The organism is Salinivibrio sp. ES.052, assembly GCF_900141775.1.
Classification (GTDB): domain Bacteria; phylum Pseudomonadota; class Gammaproteobacteria; order Enterobacterales; family Vibrionaceae; genus Salinivibrio.
On the sequence record NZ_FSRI01000002.1, the window covers coordinates 208,000 to 229,197 of the forward strand.

24 protein-coding genes are annotated in these 21,198 nt (G+C 50.6%); 8 read left to right on the forward strand and 16 right to left on the reverse strand.

Annotation, left to right across the window (positions count from 1 at the left end; genetic code table 11):
* Positions 1 to 53 precede the first annotated feature (53 nt).
* The 3 genes from BUQ98_RS16810 to BUQ98_RS10535 form a co-directional block, all read right to left on the reverse strand.
* Positions 54 to 1,282, reverse strand: a protein-coding gene (locus tag BUQ98_RS16810) for an IS3 family transposase (protein ID WP_139294628.1) whose coding sequence is annotated in 2 segments (ribosomal slippage) — positions 54 to 931 and positions 931 to 1,282 — 1,230 coding nt in all. Because the reading frame shifts where the segments join, the coding sequence is not laid out codon by codon here.
* Between the two features lie 96 nt (positions 1,283 to 1,378).
* Positions 1,379 to 2,233, reverse strand: coding sequence for a 4-hydroxybenzoate octaprenyltransferase (gene ubiA, locus BUQ98_RS10530; RefSeq protein WP_074213806.1), 855 nt, complete (start codon positions 2,231 to 2,233; stop codon positions 1,379 to 1,381).
* Positions 2,230 to 2,772 carry a chorismate lyase gene (locus BUQ98_RS10535; RefSeq protein ID WP_074213807.1) on the reverse strand — a complete coding sequence of 181 codons (543 nt, stop codon included), beginning with the start codon at positions 2,770 to 2,772 and terminating at the stop codon, positions 2,230 to 2,232. Before BUQ98_RS10535 ends, ubiA begins: the two co-directional genes overlap by 4 nt.
* 156 nt (positions 2,773 to 2,928) lie before the next feature.
* Between BUQ98_RS10535 and BUQ98_RS10540 the strand changes: the two genes are divergently transcribed.
* Complete coding sequence (locus tag BUQ98_RS10540) at positions 2,929 to 3,351, forward strand: flagellar basal body-associated protein FliL (RefSeq protein WP_074214209.1); 423 nt, start codon at positions 2,929 to 2,931, stop codon at positions 3,349 to 3,351.
* On the opposite strand, the gene BUQ98_RS10545 is transcribed toward BUQ98_RS10540, so the two are convergent.
* The 8 genes from BUQ98_RS10545 to ftsY all read right to left on the reverse strand — a co-directional run bounded on the left by BUQ98_RS10545 (position 3,352) and on the right by ftsY (position 11,289).
* Positions 3,352 to 4,146, reverse strand: a complete 795-nt coding sequence (locus tag BUQ98_RS10545) for a DeoR/GlpR family transcriptional regulator (protein WP_074213808.1) — start codon at positions 4,144 to 4,146, stop codon at positions 3,352 to 3,354. It abuts the gene before it with no gap.
* An 89-nt stretch (positions 4,147 to 4,235) separates the two neighbouring features.
* On the reverse strand, positions 4,236 to 5,597 hold the full coding sequence (glpT, locus tag BUQ98_RS10550; RefSeq protein WP_074213809.1) for a glycerol-3-phosphate transporter: 1,362 nt from the start codon (positions 5,595 to 5,597) through the stop codon (positions 4,236 to 4,238).
* Between the two features lie 252 nt (positions 5,598 to 5,849).
* Positions 5,850 to 6,680 (reverse strand): rhomboid family intramembrane serine protease GlpG, encoded by an 831-nt coding sequence (gene glpG / locus BUQ98_RS10555; RefSeq protein ID WP_074213810.1) that lies wholly within the window; start codon positions 6,678 to 6,680, stop codon positions 5,850 to 5,852.
* 8 nt (positions 6,681 to 6,688) lie between these two features.
* Positions 6,689 to 7,027 carry a thiosulfate sulfurtransferase GlpE gene (gene glpE, locus BUQ98_RS10560; protein WP_074213811.1) on the reverse strand — a complete coding sequence of 113 codons (339 nt, stop codon included), beginning with the start codon at positions 7,025 to 7,027 and terminating at the stop codon, positions 6,689 to 6,691.
* A 317-nt stretch (positions 7,028 to 7,344) separates the two neighbouring features.
* The gene (rpoH, locus tag BUQ98_RS10565; protein WP_371515118.1) at positions 7,345 to 8,196 is read right to left on the reverse strand and encodes an RNA polymerase sigma factor RpoH; all 852 of its coding nucleotides are present in this window, start codon (positions 8,194 to 8,196) and stop codon (positions 7,345 to 7,347) included.
* A 132-nt stretch (positions 8,197 to 8,328) separates the two neighbouring features.
* Positions 8,329 to 9,267: a permease-like cell division protein FtsX gene (gene ftsX, locus BUQ98_RS10570; RefSeq protein ID WP_074213813.1), complete on the reverse strand. Its 939-nt coding sequence runs from the start codon at positions 9,265 to 9,267 to the stop codon at positions 8,329 to 8,331.
* A complete protein-coding gene (ftsE, locus tag BUQ98_RS10575; protein ID WP_074213814.1) occupies positions 9,260 to 9,928 on the reverse strand; it encodes a cell division ATP-binding protein FtsE in 669 nt (222 codons plus the stop codon). The genes ftsX and ftsE overlap by 8 nt, the downstream gene beginning before the upstream one ends.
* 2 nt (positions 9,929 to 9,930) lie before the next feature.
* Positions 9,931 to 11,289, reverse strand: a complete 1,359-nt coding sequence (gene ftsY, locus BUQ98_RS10580) for a signal recognition particle-docking protein FtsY (protein WP_074213815.1) — start codon at positions 11,287 to 11,289, stop codon at positions 9,931 to 9,933.
* An 87-nt stretch (positions 11,290 to 11,376) separates the two neighbouring features.
* Between ftsY and rsmD the strand changes: the two genes are divergently transcribed.
* Both rsmD and BUQ98_RS10590 read left to right on the forward strand, forming a co-directional pair.
* On the forward strand, positions 11,377 to 12,006 hold the full coding sequence (gene rsmD, locus BUQ98_RS10585) for a 16S rRNA (guanine(966)-N(2))-methyltransferase RsmD (RefSeq protein WP_074213816.1): 630 nt from the start codon (positions 11,377 to 11,379) through the stop codon (positions 12,004 to 12,006).
* Positions 12,003 to 12,269: a DUF1145 domain-containing protein gene (locus BUQ98_RS10590; RefSeq protein WP_074213817.1), complete on the forward strand. Its 267-nt coding sequence runs from the start codon at positions 12,003 to 12,005 to the stop codon at positions 12,267 to 12,269. Before rsmD ends, BUQ98_RS10590 begins: the two co-directional genes overlap by 4 nt.
* Positions 12,270 to 12,288: 19 nt before the next feature.
* Here the strand turns inward: BUQ98_RS10590 and BUQ98_RS10595 are convergent, their stop codons facing one another.
* From BUQ98_RS10595 to BUQ98_RS10610, 4 genes are all read right to left on the reverse strand, one after another.
* Positions 12,289 to 12,591, reverse strand: a complete 303-nt coding sequence (locus BUQ98_RS10595; protein ID WP_074213818.1) for a putative signal transducing protein — start codon at positions 12,589 to 12,591, stop codon at positions 12,289 to 12,291.
* 11 nt (positions 12,592 to 12,602) lie between these two features.
* Positions 12,603 to 13,229, reverse strand: a complete 627-nt coding sequence (locus tag BUQ98_RS10600; RefSeq protein ID WP_074213819.1) for a lysoplasmalogenase — start codon at positions 13,227 to 13,229, stop codon at positions 12,603 to 12,605.
* A 140-nt stretch (positions 13,230 to 13,369) separates the two neighbouring features.
* The gene (locus BUQ98_RS10605) at positions 13,370 to 13,729 is read right to left on the reverse strand and encodes a DUF4145 domain-containing protein (RefSeq protein ID WP_074213820.1); all 360 of its coding nucleotides are present in this window, start codon (positions 13,727 to 13,729) and stop codon (positions 13,370 to 13,372) included.
* 145 nt (positions 13,730 to 13,874) lie between these two features.
* Positions 13,875 to 14,885: an acyltransferase gene (locus tag BUQ98_RS10610; protein WP_074213821.1), complete on the reverse strand. Its 1,011-nt coding sequence runs from the start codon at positions 14,883 to 14,885 to the stop codon at positions 13,875 to 13,877.
* A gap of 249 nt (positions 14,886 to 15,134) precedes the next feature.
* Here BUQ98_RS10610 and BUQ98_RS10615 point away from each other — a divergent pair, with 249 nt between their 5' ends.
* From BUQ98_RS10615 to BUQ98_RS10625, 3 genes are all read left to right on the forward strand, one after another.
* Positions 15,135 to 16,733, forward strand: a complete 1,599-nt coding sequence (locus tag BUQ98_RS10615; RefSeq protein ID WP_074213822.1) for an AbgT family transporter — start codon at positions 15,135 to 15,137, stop codon at positions 16,731 to 16,733.
* A gap of 117 nt (positions 16,734 to 16,850) precedes the next feature.
* Positions 16,851 to 17,870 carry an alpha/beta fold hydrolase gene (locus tag BUQ98_RS10620; protein WP_074213823.1) on the forward strand — a complete coding sequence of 340 codons (1,020 nt, stop codon included), beginning with the start codon at positions 16,851 to 16,853 and terminating at the stop codon, positions 17,868 to 17,870.
* A 102-nt stretch (positions 17,871 to 17,972) separates the two neighbouring features.
* Positions 17,973 to 18,782, forward strand: a complete 810-nt coding sequence (locus BUQ98_RS10625) for a Cof-type HAD-IIB family hydrolase (RefSeq protein ID WP_074213824.1) — start codon at positions 17,973 to 17,975, stop codon at positions 18,780 to 18,782.
* Between the two features lie 44 nt (positions 18,783 to 18,826).
* Here BUQ98_RS10625 and BUQ98_RS10630 read toward each other — a convergent pair whose 3' ends face one another.
* On the reverse strand, positions 18,827 to 19,282 hold the full coding sequence (locus BUQ98_RS10630; protein ID WP_074213825.1) for an EVE domain-containing protein: 456 nt from the start codon (positions 19,280 to 19,282) through the stop codon (positions 18,827 to 18,829).
* A gap of 94 nt (positions 19,283 to 19,376) precedes the next feature.
* Here BUQ98_RS10630 and BUQ98_RS10635 point away from each other — a divergent pair, with 94 nt between their 5' ends.
* Positions 19,377 to 20,405 carry a hypothetical protein gene (locus BUQ98_RS10635; protein WP_074213826.1) on the forward strand — a complete coding sequence of 343 codons (1,029 nt, stop codon included), beginning with the start codon at positions 19,377 to 19,379 and terminating at the stop codon, positions 20,403 to 20,405.
* A 58-nt stretch (positions 20,406 to 20,463) separates the two neighbouring features.
* Positions 20,464 to 21,153, forward strand: coding sequence for a tRNA-uridine aminocarboxypropyltransferase (locus BUQ98_RS10640; protein ID WP_074213827.1), 690 nt, complete (start codon positions 20,464 to 20,466; stop codon positions 21,151 to 21,153).
* Positions 21,154 to 21,198 lie beyond the last annotated feature (45 nt).

Genomic DNA, 21,198 nt, shown 5'->3' on the forward strand with positions numbered 1-21,198 from the left:
AGTGACGAACGGTCAGTGGCTACATGTCCCGTCCTAATATAGGTTGACAGTTTTTAGGCCAGCTCCAGTAGCTGGCCTTTTTTATTATGCACCTGATTGGGGGTTGCCATACTTAAACTTAGGTGCGGTCTCATTTCGTTGTATATCGCTATCGATTCTTTTACCAATATTTTAAGCTCTGTCAGTGTCTTACACCGGTACAGTAAAAACTCATGCTTCAGTATGCCATTGACTCTTTCCGCTAACGCGTTTTGGTAGCAATCATAACCATCCGTCATCGACGGCTGGATTTGACTCTCCTGTAGCGCACTCTGATAAACGGCTGAGCAGTATTGCGAACCTCGGTCTGAGTGATGTACCGCATTGCCGATATAGCGCTTATCTTTGACGGCCATTTTCAGCGCTTTCACTACATTGTCGACTTTCATATCTTCGCTAACGTGATGACCCACTATCTTGCGTGAGTTGGCATCGGTCACCAGTGACAGATAGTGCACACCTTGGTCTGATTCAACATAAGTGATGTCGCTGACCAGTATATGCGCAGCATCATGCAGTCCGTCTTCTTTTAGCAGGTTAGGATGCTTCTTCATCCAGTGCTTACTACACGTAGTTTTTGTGTAGCTTTTCTTGGGTTTAACCAGTAAGCCTTCGCTTCTCAGATAGCTAAAAAACCCGTCTCGCCCTAGCTTAATTTCGTGTTCAACTAGCTTGGGCTTTACCAACGCGTAGAGCTTACGCGCCCCTAACCTCGGCATATACTTACGCCAGTATTGGACCCAGTCTCTGATGATTGATAGTTCAGCTCTTCGGCTTTCCATTCGAGCAACGGCTTGATAGACACCTTGCCGAGAAATGCCTGTGGCACGACATGCCGCCGCTAACTTTATTTTACTTTTGGCTTTGGCTTGCCAGATGTACCGGATAAGTACTTTTTTCTGAGGCCGGCTCCGTACTCATTGTCCATGATATCGACCATACCATTGAGGATTTGGTTACGCAGTTTCTCTTCGGCTAACTCACGCTCAAGGCGCTTGATAGTTTCGGATGGGGTTTCTTTTGAATGTGGCATAAGGGGATGCTGAAATGGCTTCGACCAATCGAGTCTACCATGTTTTCTGAGCCAGACGAGTACCGTTGAGCGGCCCTGAATGCCAAAACGGGCTTGAGCTTGTTTGTACGTCATTTCGCCTTTTTCAACACGCTCTACAACGCCTAATTTAAAGGCTAAGGTGTAATCACGTTGCGTGCGCTTACGGCTTGAATTACTTGATGTTGTCATAAAGAAGTCCTCTTTATGTCAACGTATTTCAGGACGGGACAACATTGATAAAAAAGGCGCTTCTATCTGAAGCGCCTTTTTATTTTACTCGCTGGATTATCCGTATATGCCCAAAAGTACACCAATAAAAATCACTAGGCCGACGTAGTTATTGTTCAAAAAGGCTTTAAAGCACGCCATCCGCTCGCGCTCTCTAGCGAGGTATTGCTGATAGACAAACAATGCAAAGGCGGCCAATAAGCTCCACTGATAGGCTGGCGACAGCGCTAACCACTGCCCGGCGAGCATCAGCAGCCCTAGGGTTAATAATTGCAAGCCACCCACCGTCGCTTTATCCCAGCAGCCAAATAGAATCGCCGTCGATTTGATACCAATTTTCACGTCATCGTCTCTATCGACCATGGCATACAAGGTGTCGTAAGCGATGGTCCAACAAATATTGGCGAGAAACAGCAACCAAACCACTGGTGGCAGCGCATTTTGCGCCGCCGCAAACGCCATGGGGATCGCCCAGCTAAACGCCAGCCCTAATACTAACTGAGGCAGATGGGTGTAGCGCTTCATAAAAGGATAAATAAACGCCAGCGCGACGCCGACAAAAGAAAGCTGAATGGTCAAACGGTTTTGGGTGAGCACCAGCAAAAACGCACCGAATACCAACATAATAAAAAAGCCAAGCGCTTCTTTTTCGCTGATCCGTCCGGCCGGTAAGGGCCTATCTTTGGTGCGCTTAACATGGCCATCGAAATGGCGATCCGCATAATCGTTAATGACACACCCGGCGGCACGCATCATATATACCCCGAGCACAAAGACCACCAGGGTTAACAGTGACGGCATGCCATCGGCAGCGAGAAACAAGGCCCATAAAGTTGGCCATAATAGCAATAAAGTGCCTATGGGCCGGTCTAGACGGGCCAGCTGTCCGAAGGCGGCCAGTTTTGCGCTCATGCAGGGATCTCCTTTCCATACACAGGTGAGTCTGGCAGAAACAGTTCTGCCACTAACATTGGCCGGTTGTGGAGCCAAAGGCGAGAGCGACGCGCATACAACTGATGGGGCAGGCACACTACATTAGCGGTTTCAATCGCATCTCGCCGTGAGGCGCGCTGCTTAAACACATGCTGGCCTAATGGTTCGGTCCCCAGTGCGTGCAGATGATCACCTTGACCTTCCAAGGTGGAGGCCGGCATCAAGGTACGCGCGCACAACCAAGGGAGTCCATCGCCTTTTAGTACCACTTCACGCACCACACAGGCCTCTTGACCAATCAGCGCGCTTTCGCTGTCGGTCAGTTTGTCTGGGGTTAATTGATAGACAGCAAGCACATCCACATCAAAGTCATGACAGTGGCGCTTTAATCGTGCTGTCATTGAGTGCGATTCGAGTAACCAGCTCCCTTCTGCGGTGCGCTTTAGCGCCGCAATATCTGGTCGCTCCCAGCGTGCCGTTTGCAGCGCCTCTAGATAGGTATGATTTAATTCCGACATTGTTTCCTGTGCCACATCGCGCAAAATTCGCCTGTCCTTACCCCTATGAGGCGGACAATGTTGCTATACTCGGTGGGCAATTATATCAGGCTCACCGCCATTGGAGAATGCGCGCGGCCTATCCCTATGAACCACGAACGGAATTGCTGGGTGGTTATGAGTAAACGACAACCTTTATTGATGGTTATGCTAAGCCTGCTGTTATGGGTTACCACCGCCGTCCATGCACAAGAAGATGGCAGTAACGGTGATAACCCTAAGTACAGCTATTTTTCTTTAGAGCCGGAAATTACCACCAATTATGTCACTGAAGGCCGTCGTCTGGGCTTTATCAAAGTGAAAGTTGAATTAATGGTTGATGACCCAAATTTAGTCAGCAAACTGGAATACCACTCTCCGCTGATCCGCGATGTCATCATTGAAACCTTGAATCAGCAAACCGCCACCCAAATAAAATCGCTATCAGGACGAGAGACCATCCGCAAAGCCTGTTTAGAAAAGGTCAACGAGTTATTGCTCGCCGAAACCAACCGGCGGATGCTCACCGACCTGCTATTTACGAAATATTTGTACCAGTAATTACGACGCCGCGAGATCATCTGCTGGAGCTGCATGACTAATCACCTCAAGGTGGCTTCCTTGGGCTGCTAACATCTCGCGGATCTGCGCTGGGGGCGTCGCATCGGTAAAGACCATATCCAGTTGAGTAATGTTCCCCAAATTAACCATCGCATTACGGCCAAATTTAGTATGATCCGCGGCCAACATCACACAGCGGCTGTTATCTAAGATAGCTTTTTTGACCCGTACTTCATGATAATCAAAATCCAGTAACGACCCATCGTCATCGATGCCACTGATCCCCAAAATACCAAAATCGAGCCGGAATTGAGAAACAAAGTCGAGCGTGGCTTCGCCGACAATCCCGCCATCGCGATTGCGTACCTCTCCGCCAGCAATAATCACCGTAAAGTCCTGCTTTGGCATCAAGATCGCGGCGGCATTCAGGTTATTGGTGACCACCCGTAAGTTGTGATGTTCGAGAAGTGCTCGAGCCACCGCTTCGGGGGTGGTGCCGATATCGATGAACAAGGTCGCCCCATCAGGAATATGTTGGACAAGCGCCTGAGCAATGGTGTCTTTTTCTTGTTGCTGGAGGACTTTACGAGTGGCGTACGCCGTATTTTCCGAGCTTGAAGGGACCGTTGCTCCCCCATGGTGACGACGAATATGGTTTTCCGCAGCCAGCTCATTCAGATCACGTCGAATCGTTTGTGGGCTGACATTGAAGCGCTCAACCAAGTCTTCCGTGCTCACGTATCCTTGTGATTTAACCAGATCAATGATTTGCTGGTGACGTTTGTTTTGCTTCACTGCCTCTCCCCCTTACAAAAAAAAGCCCCCGCGATCACGAGGGCTTCCTAGTTTACGCATAGCCACTAGGCGATGCCAAGACAGATTATTTAAGCAGCGTGCACAGGCGTGTCACGACGCACACGATGCTCCCCGACCCATGCCAAACACAGGAAGAAAATCGCCAAGATACAGCCACCGGTGAGCAGCATGAAGCCGCCGTCCCAACCGAAGTGGTCAACGGTATAACCGAGTGCAATGTTGGCAACAACCGCGCCACCAAGGTAACCGAATAATCCGGTCAAACCTGCCGCAGTCCCTGCCGCTTTTTTCGGTGCTAGCTCAAGTGCATACAGACCAATCAGCATCACAGGCCCATAAATCAAAAAGCCAATCGCGACCAAGGCAACCATATCGATACCTGGGTTACCCGCCGGGTTGAACCAGTAGACAAGCACCGCCACGGTCACCAGTACCATAAAGAGCACACCCGCTGGCGCTCGTGCACCTTTAAAGAACTTATCAGACATCCAGCCGCACAATAATGTTCCTGGGATCCCCGCCCATTCATAGAGGAAGTAAGCCCATGAGGATTTATCCACGGTAAAGCCTTTCGCTTCATCGAGATAAACCGGCGCCCAATCGAGCACACCATAGCGAATCAAGTACACAAAGGCATTGGCAATCGCGATATACCACAACAGACGGTTTTTCATCACGTAGGTGACAAAAATATCCTTAGCGCTCATTTCTTTTTCAAACGCTTCTTCGTCATAGTTGTCCGGATAATCGTCTTTATACTCTTCAATCGGGGGCAAGCCACAAGACTGTGGAGTATCTCGGAGGGTAAACCAGATAAAGACGGCAACCAACGCGGCGAAGAATGCCGGCACGTAGAAAGAAGCACGCCAGTCATCGTTAAACAGCCATAAGCCCAGTAAGAACAAGGGGCCAATCAGCCCACCACCGATATTATGGGCAACGTTCCATACCGAGACTAACTCACCTCGCTCACGTCGTGACCACCAGTGCACCATGGTTCGCCCACAGGCCGGCCACCCCATGCCTTGCACCCAACCATTGATAAACAACAGCACAAACATGATCGCAATGCTGCTCGTCGTCCATGGCAAGAAACCAAAACTGAACATCACCAACGATGACATCAAAAGACCGGCACTTAAAAAATACCTTGGATTTGAGCGGTCAGACACACTGCCCATCAGAAACTTGGACAAGCCATATGCGATCGACACCGCCGCCAGTGCCACGCCTAAATCACCTCGACTAAAGCCATATTCATCAATCAGAAAAGGCATCGCCAAGCTAAAGTTTTTACGCACCAGATAGTAACCGGCATAGCCGATAAAAATACCAAAAAACAGTTGCCAGCGCAGTCGGGTGTAGGTATCACCGATCTGTGATTCTGGCAACCTTTGCCGGTGAGCTGCCGGCCGGAAGATTCCAAACATGAGAGGGTCCTCAGTAAGATGTACGCGATGGATTTATAAAAAGGATAAAAATCAAAAAAGTGAGCAATAAATTTTTCGCATTCGCTCAACGAGTGGAATAATTACTCAAAATGAAAGTTAAAACCGTGAAAGCGAACATAAAAACATAGATCTGACGCAATAAAGGCGTGCTTTCGAACAAAAAAAGAGCAAGTCATTGCTCTTTTTTGATTGCTGCTCGTATCTGTCGAAGGAGCCGGGGGAAGAATGTCGTCAAGCGTGGCGTTTAGCATCCCATAAACCAAGGGCGCAACCGATCATTAAACCAAATAAATGTGCCATATTGGCGATATTCATGCCCATAGGCTGGAAAAAGCCAATCACAAGCCATACCAGCATAAAGATGACATAAGGTTTCTCGATGGTTAATCCACGCTCGGGGGCTAGCCAAGTTAACCACCATAAATAGCCCAAGAGCGCATAAACCACACCGGACAGGCCACCAAAATATGGGCCTTCTAACCAATACTGACCTAAACCAGAGAACAGTGCCGCAAACAGGAAAATCTGAACCAGTTTACTGCTACTTCCAAGGCGCTCAATACGGCCACCTAATACCCACCACCACAGTAGATTGAAGATGATATGTAAGGCAGAGAAATGCAGCAGCGCATGGCTGAATAGACGCCACAATTGCCAACGCTGGTGGCTGTCTGACGGAAATAGCAAACTGCGCACCACGACCTCAAACCCGCCTAACGTCATTAAGGCAAACAACACCACACTGACGCACATCACTACCAAGGTGACAGGGCCAGACTTATCTTTCACCGTTTGCCATAATCCAGCAGAGGGATAATGGAAGCGCGCTTGGCGAGTTTCAGCCACTTGCCAAGACGCCGCTTGGTAACGGCTATGCATAGGATCCGCGATAAAACGTTCGAGCTCTGTGTCGATCCAGGCTTTATCGTCTTCATTGACCAGCCAGAGAGCAACCTGTGCCTCGGGTTCAGGCGCTAACTCAAGCTTGACTCTATGTGCCGCCGCGTAATCAACAAAAGCTTGTGCTAAGCGAGCATTAGGCAATACCGCGATTTTTTGCATGGACTATCCTATTTAAGATCGATCCCCGATGTGGTCGGCAGCGCTTGTCGGTGCCACGCTTCAAACCCACCATCAACACTGTATACCGAATCAAACCCTTGATTAATGAGATATTGGGCGGCACCTTGGCTACTGATCCCGTGATAGCACATCACCAGAACAGGTTGATCAAAGTCAACCTGATCCATAAATGCCACCAAGGAATCGTTAGTCAGATGATAGGCACTTTGGGGGTGCGAGACCTGAAATGTTTGAGGATCCCGAATATCCACTAATACTGCATTTTGCTGATCATCACTCAGCATTTCCCACGCATCGGTCACAGAGATATGTGCGAACTGATCCATACCTTATACCACTCCACTCACAAAGTTATTCCCAGTAGGCGTTACACGAGGATAGCGTGCTCCTCGATAAGAGTCCGCATTGTACCTGAGTTTGTTTTCGCTCGCTTGCCTAGCCATACATGCTGTGCGCGCTTTTTGATCGTTTGTGGAAAAAGCTGTGGATTGCGTTGATAAGCGATGATCTTATTCCTGGATCCACTAGATGTAGTATGGATCCAGGATAAGCTGTGAATAACATTGTCGACACCCCATCATTTACTTCTTTTTCAGGCATAAAAAAACCGGCCACTGGCCGGTTTATCTGATCCTGCTAGGATCTATAAGGCATCACCCATTGCTTGTTTCAGCTTCTTCATCGCGTTTTTCTCTAACTGTCGCACGCGCTCTGCTGATACCTGATAGTGCGTCGCCAAATCTTGCAGCGTCGCCTTGTTGTCATCCAACCAACGGGCACGAACAATGTGCTGGCTGCGCTCATCCAGTCCCGCCAATGCGTTTGCTAAACGACGATTCGCGTGCGCTTCCCAGTTTTCGGCCTCTAGTGACTCGGCAATATCTGAGCTTTTATCCTCAAGATAGAAAACCGGTGCCATCGGGCCACTTTCACGCTCGTCGTCAGCGTTGGCAGGAGCCTCAAAGGTCGCATCTTGTGCCGCTAGACGCGCTTCCATCTCTCGGACTTCCGATGCCTCAACACCAAGCTGTTCGGCGACCATATTCACTTCGTCGTTGTTAAACCAACCCAAGCGCTTCTTGTTTTTACGTAAGTTAAAAAACAACTTACGTTGCGCTTTGGTCGTCGCCACTTTAACGATACGCCAGTTACGTAGTACGTACTCGTGAATTTCGGCTTTGATCCAGTGGACAGCAAATGACACAAGACGGACGCCAACTTCAGGGTTGAAACGTTTGACCGCCTTCATCAAGCCAATATTACCTTCTTGAACCAAATCCGCGATGGGTAAGCCGTATCCGGTGTATCCACGGGCAATATGAACAACAAAACGCAAATGAGATAGGATCAGCGACTTTGCCGCCTCCAGATCACCATGGTAATGGAGACGCTCGGCCAGCGAATGCTCCTCTTCCGCGCTGAGCATAGGGTGGCTGTTTACCGCTTGCAGGTAACCGTCAATGCTACCTTGTACAATCGGTGCCAGTGCGTTCATCTCTTTTGTCATTCAAACCTCGTTTCCGAATCGTCGAAGACCGAATTGCTGATTAAGCATGCAAAATATACCCAAGCGGGGAAAAACTGCAAGCCCTGATGTCTCTCTCGTTGTTCTATGACCGTTTTACCCCTAAACAGGTTCAATCTCTTTTAAGTGACGACGTGTGGCAAGCAATGCTGCCAAGACGCCAAGTAAGGTTGACCCCATCAATAATAGCAAAGACTCGTCCCAATTCAGTCCACGGAGGGTAAAGGGACTGTCATAAAGCTGTGCAAATTGGCGAACCGCGCCATCCATGAGCCACGTGTTTAACGCTGTCAGTATCCAGGCCACTATTGCAGCTAAGCTACCTAACCATACCCCCATATATAAGTACGGGCGCAAGATAAAGCTGTCTGTCGCCCCCACCATTTTCATCACCTGAATGCGGGGTTGATGATGCAGGACTTGTAACCGAAGCGTATTACCAACCAGTAACACCACCGCAGCGAGCATTAAGCAGGAAAATAGCCAGGCCAAGGTGAGGGCCAACGTTTTAATTGCATCCAATCGCGCTAACCAATCCGTATCAAGGCGTACTTCATCCACGGCGTCTAACGCGCTTAATTGCTCAGCCAATGCCTCTGCGCGAGCTGATAAGGAAAGCGCAGACTCCCCTTCCTCCGTATCCGTCGTTGGCACGACCACAATCACACTGGGAAGAGGGTTATCGTCTAATAAACTAATCGCTTGATTAAATCCGCGCTGGGTTTTGAGTGCTGTCATCCCCTCAGAGGGAGAAACATATTCTACGCTATCAATATTAGGCCAAGCGCTCAGCTTATCAGCAAGATCTTGTCCGTGTTGCTTAGACTGCACAGGGGTTAAAAAAACATTAATCTCCGCTGGGCTGTGCCATTGCTCACTCACTGCCACCACATTTTTGGCGAGTAAATAAAAGGTAGCCGGCAACGATAACGCGACCGCCAACACCATCAGCGTGAGTAAATTACCCATCGGACGCTGAAAAAGATCATCCCAGGCAGTGAGAGCGTGGCGTTTCTGGGTCTGAATAAATGACTCAGCCATGACGTACCTCCGCCAAACTCCCTTGCTGGAGGTCAAAACGCCGTAAGTGGTGGTATTGCGCCAGCAGGCTGGTGTCATGGGTTGCCATTAAAATGGTCACGCCGACTTGGTTGAACAAGCGGAATAGCTCCATGATTTGCGCTGACAGAGCGGCATCTAAATTACCCGTTGGTTCGTCCGCTAAGAGGACTTGAGGGCGATTGACCACCGCACGAGCAATGCCAACGCGCTGTTGTTCACCCCCAGAAAGCTGTATCGGGTTACAACGCGCTTTATCGAGTAAACCCACTTTATCCAAGGCAGCTGAAACCCGCTTTTTGATTTCATTGTCCGGCTGTTGTTCAATGCGCAGTGGTAAGGCGACGTTTTCGAATACCGTCGCCTCCATCAGCAATTTATGGTCTTGAAAGATAACCCCTAAATGGCGACGCAAGAAGGGAATGTCTTGACGAGGAATACGCGAAATATCATGCCCATTGAAATAAATTTGCCCATCGCTGGGACGTTCAATGGCACAAATCAGTTTCAACAAGGTGCTCTTCCCTGCGCCCGAGTGACCCGTCAATAAAGCCATGTCTCCCTTAGGCAGATCAAAACTGACTTTTTGCAGGGCCTGACGTCCACCCCGATAGGCTTTGCTTACCTGCTGAAACTGAATCACGGTTATTCCTCCCGGCTAAACAACGCCTCGATAAAGTCATTGGCATTAAAGGTCCGCAGATCTTCAATACCTTCACCGACACCAATATAGCGGATCGGAATATTAAATTGTTCAGCCACCGCAAAAATCACGCCCCCTTTCGCGGTACCATCTAACTTAGTCAGCGTAATGCCGGTGATCGGCGCAATCTCGTTAAACAATTTGGCCTGGCTAATCGCATTCTGTCCGGTGCCTGCATCCAGAGTAAGCATCACTTCGTGGGGCGCGCCTACATCCAGTTTTTGCATCACACGGACAATTTTGCGTAACTCTTCCATCAAGTTGGCTTTGTTTTGCAAACGTCCCGCGGTGTCAGCAATCACCACATCCACATTGCGGGCTTTGGCCGCTTCAATGGCATCATAAAGAACAGAAGCACTGTCAGCGCCCGTATGCTGGGCAATAACAGGCACTTGATTGCGCTCACCCCAAGCCTGAAGCTGCTCGACGGCGGCGGCTCGGAAGGTATCACCGGCAGCCAACATCACAGATTTACCCTGATCTTGGAATTGACGTGCCATTTTGCCAATGGTGGTGGTTTTACCGACGCCATTCACTCCGACCATCAAAATCACATACGGCTTTTGATCAGTCAGCACCAAGGGCTGCTCCACTTTTTCCAACATCTGTGCCATTTCTTGCTTTAAGATGCTGTACAGCGCTTCGCCATCTTTGAGATCGCGACGACTGGCTTTATCGGTCAGGTTGTCGATGATTTTGGTGGTGGCTTCCATCCCCACATCAGAAATCAGTAACTGCTCTTCAAGCTCTTCGAATAGATCATCATCGATTTTCTTACCGCTAAACAAGCTAAAGAAACCGGACCCAAGGTTGGTTTTAGTTTTTTGCAGGCCGCGTTTCAAACGGGCAAAGAAACCTTCACGTTGCGGTTTTTCCCGCTCACGCACCGCCACCACGGGGGAGGATTCTGGCTCTGGCTCTGGCTCTGGCTCTGGCTCTGGCTCTGGCTCTGGCTCTGGCTCTGGCTCTGGCTCTGGCTCTGGCTCTGGCTCTGGCTCTGGCTCTGGCTCTGGCTCTGGCTCTGGCTCTGGCTCTGGCTCTGGCTCTGGCTCTGGCTCTGGCTCTGGCTCTGGCTCTGGCACGGTATTAGCGTCGCTTTTACCCTCAGGTTCAAGGTATTCTTGTTGGGTTTGTGATGGTGTATCAACGGACGTATCCGTCGACGTCACTGACTCCACCGAATCATCCGCCACGTCTGGCGAATAGGTTAGCGATTCTTGTTCTGGCTCTGGCTGTGCCTGGTCTTTTTTACGACCCAAGCCCAACCATGACATAAATCCACGTTTCTTTTTTTCTGCCATTGGCAAATCCTAAAGCATGCTTGATACAATCAGCGGCACAATACCGAATCGACATAGTCTATCACCTTCTTTACGGTCAAAAAATCTATGGTTAAACGCGCTAACCGCAAACCCTCATCGACTCAAGTATCTCGTGGGGCTGGATCCGTCCGAATTATTGCTGGTCGCTGGCGTGGCCGTAAGCTTGTGGTGCAAGACGCCCAAGGGTTACGCCCCACCACCGACAGGGTAAAAGAAACCGTTTTTAACTGGCTTGCGCCTTATTTACCCGGTGCGCGTTGTTTGGATGTGTTTGCTGGGAGTGGCGGGCTGGGCTTTGAAGCGCTGTCGCGCGGTGCTGGTTGGGTCCACTTTTGTGAACAACATCCACCTGCCGCCCAACAGTTACGCACTAACCTGAACCAACTGGGAGCTGAGAACGCGCACATTGATACCGGCGATGCGCTCGCCATACTGGCGAATCCCCCTAAAGACGGCCCTTATGATATCGTTTTTGTTGATCCTCCGTTTCATCAAGGCTTGCTGAATGACACGTTAGCGGCACTGGAAGCAAATCATTGGCTGGCTCCCGATGCTTGTATTTACGTAGAAGCGGAAAGCGATTTGGGCGAGTTTCTCGTGCCGGCTTACTGGCAATGCCATCGTGAAAAACGTGCAGGCCAGGTCCATTACCGGTTATATTTCAGAGAGCAAGACGATGTGAGAGAAAATGAATGAAAGCGTTAATTTTACTGGCTAAAGCGGCCATCGCCTTTGTTTGGGCGGTATTGATCGCCAATATTGTCCACCCATTCCCTGGTGTAGCAGCGATGGCTCTCTACATTATGACGGGGTTTTTATTAGTGATGCATGGGCTGCAAATGCTGATCTTTTTGGGTGCGTTTGGCGATAAAGTTGCCATGAGTCGCTGGGAGAAGTGGTCGATTCTGATTTTTGGTATTTTTGCGCTGCTCGATATTCGCCGCAAGTACATGGTCTAACTGACCGTCGAATGTCACGCTAGCCATCGCGACTATGCTGGCACTGCCAGCATAGTTCAAAGCTACCGGCATTGTCTTCTCCACACTCTCGGCATTCCCAATGGGTGCGGCTTTGTGCTTCGTATTCCCGCAGTAATCCCCGCGCCCGGGTGACATCTTCTCGCGCGACCCATAACGTCACACCCTGTACATCGGTGGGTAGCTCGCCAACCGCTGCGCTTAGGGCTTCACCTTTTAACACACAATCAATCTGATGGCTCACCAGCAAACCTTTCAGACTATGTGCCTCTAGGGTATTCATCGCTTGATAGACTTTTTCCATGTGCGCCTCTTCTACGCGATAACGACCGAAGCACTGATCAATGCCTGAGCAATAAAGTAACTCGACATCACCGTCGCTTGTGCCGCGTGAAACTCCCCTTTGAAACGGGCAAAGGCGAGCACCGTATCTGACACCATAAAAAGTATTGCCCCCGCTAACGCCAACCCAGCGGCTGGAGAGTGGGTATTCAACCAATACTCGCCTGCTGCCCATACCATTTGGGTGATCACAGCAATGTAGACCGCCACAGGGAACGCAAATTGTCCTAAATTAGGCAATAGCAATAAAAATACAATAATACCAAGCCCTGAGAGCATAGCGGGCAGCCACCAGACCATATGGCCATCGAATTGTGCCCAAAAGGCAAAAATGTACACCAAGTGCGCGAGTAAAAAGCTCGTCAGGCCTTGAACAAACCGATCTTTGGGCCACATTAAGAAGATGTCACCCACCATGGAAAGCAATAAGGCAATGAGCACCCATTGCGCATAAGTTGAGACACTAAGATGCGCGCTGACAATAAGCATTAATAGCACTATGGTCAGTGGCTTAAATAGATAAAACTGCCAGCGAGGGCCCCGGTAGGCTGCGGAGATATGCAGCAGTCCAGAACAACAGACAGCGAACCAGCTCCACATGAGTATCATTCCTTTCACGACAAGGACGACAAGTCTAGGCAGGCCAGACAATATGTCCAGCTCTCCTTGGTGAGAATAAGATCCAGTTTAAAAAAATCGCAAGGTTTACCCCGGTATTACCTCTGAAAGCACGTTTGCGGTTAACCGCTCCATTGCGGCCACACTTGCGCATAAAATCCGAGCGCGCCAGCAGTAAACAAGAATATTAATCCCGCAGCAAGCCGCCAAATCAGCCGATTGCTTCGAGGTACCAGCTCCGACTCACAGTATTTGCTTACCGATATAAATTCACGGATATCATCCACTTCGTAACCGTCTTCATGCACCACTTTATTACGAATACTGGCGATAAAGCGCAGCTTTTTAACCACATCATGTGGCAGGCGCTTTTGACAACTATCCACCAGCTGATGAAGCCCTTTCCCTTCCGCGTGATAGTGCTCACGCAGCAAGCTTTCTAGGCGCTTACTGTGCTTAATCACGACTGCGACGTCATCCATGGTCTCTCTCCTTACCGGCTCCCACTTTATGAGTATGGTGGTTTTTATACCATTTAGGGGCATCAGGCTTCATGATTGCGATCTGATCCTGTCATCCTACATTCAATCAGTTATGACCGCTTTTGTCGCCAAAAGTGTCATCCATTTATGGTACCAACCAAGCAGTGGTGCGATATCGTTGCAATACAGCAGTCGTCAACGCTGCGCCCGCAAAGGCATAGATGGTCAGCAAGGGTATCCAAACCAGTGCGGGCGATAAAGTGGGCCAATAAGCCCTCACAGGCCAAAGGAAAAGCGGATGGATCAGATAAATTCCCAGACTATAACGACTCAGGGTTGCGACCCATGGTGGCGTGATTTTATTGGCTCGCCACTGCCGGATCGCCAAGAAAAAGGCCGCACTAATCAGCACCGTGTTGACCGTGGTATACGACAGCCAACCCTCAGTGATATAGCGCTGATGCGCGATGCTGGTGGCTACGACCTGGTATTCAGTAACCCCTAACGCCAGGAGCCCTAGCCCCCACCAAAGGGGCAACGCGCGAGGGAACTGGTGCAACCAATACCCTAACCACAGATAACCGCCATAGAGGATAAAATCATTCCGCCACCAGCCATGGGCACCGGTTAAATACCAGGCGGTTAAGCCTATCCACACCAGTCCAACCAGAGCCACTGACCATGGCGGTAAGCGTGGCACTAACGGGCGTAGCAATGGCACCCACAGGAGCAACGGGATGTAATAGTAGAAAAAACCAAGGTGATAATAGGTTTCATGCTGAGGGGCCGCTTGCAGTGTTTGAGTGACGGTCTGCCACGAAAAACCATCGGGCGTCAGTCCAGAGAGACACGCAAACCCCAGTGACCACACCAAAAACGGCACCACCACCTTGACGACGCGGCGGCGAATAAAATGCCCCAAGGTGAAAGGATGTGTCGAGGAGAGCAGCAACAAGCCTGAAATCATAATAAAAATCGGCACCGCCCAACGACTCGCGCTGTTCAGCCCCACCGCGACCACCCAATCACTCAGCGCAATATCGCCTATCTGAGAGCGATACGGGCCAAGTACATGAATCGCCACCACGAAAAAAGCAGCGAGAACGCGCAATATGTCGAGGTAATCAATGTGTGTCTGTGTTTTAGTCTGTTGCATTTGTTAACACTTTTAACCGGTCACCGAATCGAGCACTTATCCATCATACGCCAACTTCCCGTCAAATGATGTCCGTTAAAGTCATTATCCAGTCAAATATGTTTCTTTTTTGTCTATTTATTAGCACACAGATCGGTATTTAAGGTTAAAAGTTAGTTTTTAATCTTGCCATTTACGTTAAAAAACAATTAACATTCGGCCTCTTTTCCCATAGACGGGAAATGCAGTACAACCAAGGAGAAGAATGACATGCACTCAAGTACCTCCGAGCAGCAGGGCGGGCCGCAAAAGCGCACCCTGTTTACTCGCTTCCTCGATACCGTCGAGTGGCTAGGCAACTTATTGCCCCATCCTGTAACTCTGTTTGCGATCTTCTGCGTCGCCATTCTGTTGGCGTCTGGTGTCGCCGGTTACTTTGATGTTTCCGTGGTGGATCCGCGTCCAGAAGGCGCAAAAGGACGTGCCGCTGATGGCATGATTTATGTGCAAAGCCTGCTCAACGCGGAAGGCTTGCAAATGATCGTCACCAACTTAGTGAAAAACTTTACCGGCTTTGCCCCGCTCGGCACCGTGCTGGTGGCCATGCTCGGTGTATCGGTCGCAGAGCATTCCGGGCTACTGTCAGCCTCCATGCGCGGGCTGGTGATGGGCGCGTCGCGCCGCACGGTCACTTTTACCATTGTCTTTGCCGGTATTATCTCTAATACGGCTTCAGAGCTCGGTTATGTGGTTTTAATCCCGCTTGCCGCGATGATCTTCCACTCATTAGGCCGCCATCCATTAGCCGGGCTTGCCGCGGCGTTTGCCGGGGTATCAGGCGGTTACTCTGCCAACTTGTTATTGGGGACTGTCGACCCCTTGCTGTCGGGGATCACCGAGTCAGCCGCGCAAATGATTGACCCAGACTACATCGTTGGGCCCGAAATGAACTGGTATTTTATGTTCGTTTCTACCTTCTTCATCGCGATTGTTGGCGCGTGGATCACCGATAAGATTGTCGAGCCTAAGCTGGGCCAGTATGACCACAGCCAAGCCTCTGAAGATGTCGCCGCCGCATCCGCGAGCAAGCTCAATGACGACGAGAAGCGTGGTCTTCGTAATGCCGGCATTGCGGTGCTGATTGTCAGCGGTATTTTAGCGCTAACCATCGTCCCTGAGTGGGGACCACTACGTCACCCCGAGACTAATGAAGTGGCAGGCTCGCCGTTTTTGAAAGGCATTGTTGCCTTTATTATGGTGTTCTTTGCCGTCCCAGGCATCGTGTTTGGCCGTACCGTCGGCACCATCAATAACGATCGCGATGTGATTGATTCGATGTCCAAGTCGATGAGCGCCATGGGCATGTATATCGTGCTGGTGTTCTTCGCGGCGCAATTTGTGGCGTTCTTTAAATGGACCAATTTTGGCCAAGTGATTGCGGTCGGCGGCGCGGATTTCCTGCAAACTATCGGTTTAACAGGGCCAGCATTATTCTTTGCCTTTATCTTAATGTGTGGCCTGATTAACCTCTCGGTCGGCTCGGCATCGGCGCAGTGGGCAATCACTGCCCCGATCTTTGTGCCGATGTTAATGCTGGTCGGTTATGCCCCCGAGACGATTCAATCGGCCTACCGGATTGGCGATTCCGTGACCAACATCATTACCCCGATGATGAGCTACTTCGGGCTGATTTTGGCGGTGGCGTGTCGCTATGTGAAGAACCTTGGAATAGGCACCTTGATTGCCACCATGCTGCCTTACTCGATGATCTTTATGGTCGGCTGGAGCATCTTGTTCTATGTTTGGGTTTTTGTGCTGGGCTTACCTGTTGGCCCGGGAGCAGAGACTTACTACAATTTTAATCAGTAATAGCCCCCCATCTAAAGGCAAGCGGGTTCGTCTTGCCTTTTTTTCCACTTACGTGTCATTTTCATCCCCCCCTTAAGACGGTTATAGTATCGCTATCTCAGTGATGGTAAATGACCGATGACAACTCTCGCCGACAGTAAGGACCAACCGGCTTTTGACTCGCACTCCCTCGACAGAGAAGCGCAGCTTAGCGATGTGTTTAAACACAGTATTACGCCCTTTTGGCAACATCGTGAACAAGGATTCTTTCACGGTGAAGGGGGATTACGCCTGCACTGGTGCAGCTTTACCCATCCGCAAAATACTCGGGCTATCGTTGTAGTCAATGGCCGCATAGAAAGTGTGATGAAATACCAAGAGATCTTTTATGACCTCTTCCAGTTGGGCTATGACGTTTACAGTTTTGATCACCGTGGTCAGGGCTTGTCAGAACGTTTGGTGATCAAACCACGTGATCTGGGTCACGTTGAACGCTTTAATGACTATGTGACCGATCTAGCCACCTTTATGCAGACGATCCGAGCACATCGCCATTACGATCATACGTTCATGCTTGGTCATTCGATGGGAGGAGCAATCGCTACGCTCTATGCCCATCACTACCCGAGTGCGATTGATGGATTAGCACTTACCGCGCCAATGTTTGGCGTACAAGTGCATCCTTGGCTCGGACGTATTGCCCCTTGGCTATGTCGATCATTGGCGCGTTATCAACACCCGCCACGGTTTGGACCCGGGCAAGTCGGTTATCGCCACGTGCCCTTTGAGCAAAACCGTCTTACGCATTCAAGAGCACGATATGCTTGGTTCCGACAGCTGTATATCAACCAACCACAGTTACAAATTGGTGGGCCAAGCTCGCGCTGGATTGTCGAGGGGATGACAGCGGCGGAGCAATGTCTAGGCATTGCTCCGACACTTTCAACCCCCACGCTTGTCTGCCAAGCTAGCGATGATCAAATTGTCTCTAACCCAGCCATGTCACAGTTTCACGCTGTCCGCACACATGCGGGAAAACCGAGCTATTGGCGAACCTTTGACGGTGCCTACCACGAGATTTTATTTGAAACGGATAACCACCGAGTCACGGCGCTTGATGCCATCCATGAATTTTTCTCTCGCGATGCCCTCAAGTAAAAGCGGAAAAAACACAATGGCAGTGTTCCCTTTTTAACCCCGTTAAGTTGCAGTAGACTCAGAACATACTGTGATTATGATCGCTTAACTAATGAGGACATGATGTACAAACTTGTCGCTTCCGACCTAGACGGTACCTTGCTGACTCCTGAGCACCGTATCGCTCCCTATACCAAGCAAGTGCTAGAGCAACTCCATCAGCAAGGCGTTCACTTTGTGTTTGCGACCGGACGCCATCATGTCGATGTTGCCAGTATCCGCGAGACCGTGGGTATTCCTGCCTACATGATCACCTCTAATGGGGCCCGTGTGCACGACAGCAATGACCAGCTGGTCTTTCAGCACAATGTTGATCCTAAGATTGTCGCCGACCTCATCAATGAGGTGAAACAGGATCCAACCGTGACCATTCACCTGTATCGCGACAATGACTGGCTGCTGAGCAAAATGGATGAAGAGCTCGCACGCTATCACCAAGACTCTGGCTTTAACGCCAAGGTGTTTGATGTGGATAACCCACCGGTCGATAACATCGCGAAGATTTTCTTTATTCGCCACGATCACGACCACTTGCTCAAATATGAGCATCAGTTTTTGTCGCAATACGGCGAAAAAGTCAGCATCGCCTTCTCCACGCCATTCTGCCTGGAAGTGATGGGCAATGGCGTCTCCAAAGGCGCTGCTCTGGAGGAGGTTGCCCGTCGTCATCAGCTCAGCTTGGCGGACTGTATCGCCTTTGGCGATGGCATGAATGATGTGGAAATGTTACGTGCTGCTGGGCAGGGCCTCGTCATGGCAACCGCACAAGCACGCGTGAAAGCCACGCTCTCAGATAAGGCGATTATTGGCAGTCACGCTGATGAAGCGGTGGCGCGCTACTTAAAAACGCACCTATTAGACCAACGTTTATAAGCGGTTTGGCTCACACTATGAGCCAACAGGCTGCTTGCGATGCACTATTCCCCCGCCATCGTAACAATCGCCTGCCATTGCGCTGCGGTAACTGGCATAACACTCAGCCGGTTACCTTTTTTCACGAGTGGCATCTGGGCCAGCGCTGGGTTTTGCTTCATGTCAGCCAACGCAATCAAGGGTAAATGGCGCTGATATTCCACATCCACCATAAACCAACGTGGGGTTTCAGGTGTCGCTTTGGGATCAAAGTAGCCACTTTCTGGCTCAAATTGGGTATGATCGGGGTAACTTGCTCGCACGACTTTGGCGATCCCCACCACACCGACTTGCTTGCACGATGAATGATAAATCAATACTTCATCCCCAACATTTACCTCATCACGCAGCATATTCCGCGCCTGATAATTGCGTACGCCCTCCCAACATGAAACCTTTTGCTGCTTTAGCGTGTCTATCGAAAAGGTATCTGGCTCTGTTTTAAATAACCAATAACGCATGCTAGCTTGCTCTTAATCGGATGATGGCGGCAATCTTGCCCTCCCCGCATTCCAGGCGCAAGCCTCTCTTTTCGCTCAGTACAAGGAGTTTTTCGTGCCACTTATTCGCCCCCTAATCATTGCCTCGATGAGTTTGCTCGCCCTCGCCGGTTGCAGTAGTCCCTCGGGGCCAGTAGAGCTTGGTCACCGTAGCGACATGGTCACCACGGGCCTGGTTCATGCGCCGCAGCCTTTTATGCAAGCAGGCCGAATCTCGGTGAGTCCAGAAACAGCCAGTTTCACTCCTTGCGGCAGCCAACAGCAGTACTGGCTTGATTTAACCGCCGACCAGCGCGCCGCCCTCGATCAGCATGCGGGATCTGTCTATGCTGAATTTGAAGGCTTTTTCACCCCGGTGTCGCGACGTGGCTTTAGTGCCGATTATCCCGCCACCGTCACCATGACACGCTTGAACATGCTAACCAGTGAGCTAGAGGGGTGCGCCCAGCCTCGTAACACCCTGCTTGCTGAAGGCCATGAACCACTGCCTTGGTCAGCCGCCGTCGGGCAAGGACACCTCGCGTGGGAGAGCGAAAAAGATTCGGATGAAGTGCCACTCAAAGGGCATCAGCTTGATAAAAAACAGGCGCAATTTAGCAGTAAACAGGCCGTATTAACGCTTAGCGCACAAGGCTGCCAACAAAGCGCCAACACCCTCTATGGCTGGCAAGCACGTTTGAAAACGGCGAAAGCCACGTACCGAGGATGTGCGATCTTGCCCTCGGAGGACACCAGTCAACATTGGGCGGGGGAGTACCAAGGCACCAACCAGTCGCCCGGCCAACCGACACTGACCACTCAGCTAACCTTACTCCCGGATCATAGTGCTATCACGACGTATCACCCACAAGGTGAGACAGTCACCAAAGAAACCGGCATTTGGCAGCCAGTAGAAAAAAACCAAGTACAGGTGCTCACCACCCGCAGTGGAGAGCAAATGGTGGTGTCTGAGCGCGTATATACACGTAAAGGCGTTACCCTCACCGCGTCCGAGGAAACCTTTAATGGCAACACGTATCCTTTGGGTACAAAGGGGTTAACACTTAAACGCCAAGTGAGGAACCCAGACAGCAGCCAACAATAACCTGGCATTCGTGGCTGGGCTTGCGCACAATAGCGCGCTGTTAACAAAGGAGACAATCATGGCCCGTTCGCCCTGCCGCCAATGCGGTTTTACCTATCACTGTCTCTGTCACTGCTATTGGCCGCTGGAAAGCCAATTGCAATGTGTGCTGGTGATGCACGAAAACGAAGCGGCGCGCCAATCCAACACCGGCAAACTGGTTAAAGCGGCGCTGCCCCACACAAAAATCGAGATTTGGCAACGCAAACAACCACCGCAAGCCTTGCTCGACAGCTGGGCGCGCGGTGATGTGTCACCTTGGTTGTTGTTTCCCAGTGATGATGCCGTCCCCGCCGATAGACTGTTCGCTGACGCGGCTCGGTCTGTCTCTTGCGCGGATAGGTCAGTTTCTTGCGCAGAGGCGTTAGCCGCCACCAATGCGCCTCGCGCGCCATTACAGTTTGTGGTGCTGGATGCCACTTGGCAGCAGGCGCGAAAAATGCTCAATAAAAGTCCGTGGCTCAATGGTCTGCCGCGGGTCAGTTTGCCGTCGACAGCCGCCTCGCAATATACGCTTAGGCGCAACCAGCCACCGGGACATCTGTGTACCAGTGAAGCGGTGAGTGCATTACTACGAAGCCAAGGCGACGTGTGTGCTGCCACGCAGTTGGACCATTTTCTTGCCCACTTTATGGAGAGCTACGAGGCCGATCGCCACCATCACACCACACCGCTCCCCGCCCCCAAGATGCTGACGTCAAACGCGTGAACAAAAAAACGCCGAGCATAGCGCGCTGCCATGCCCGGCGTTTAA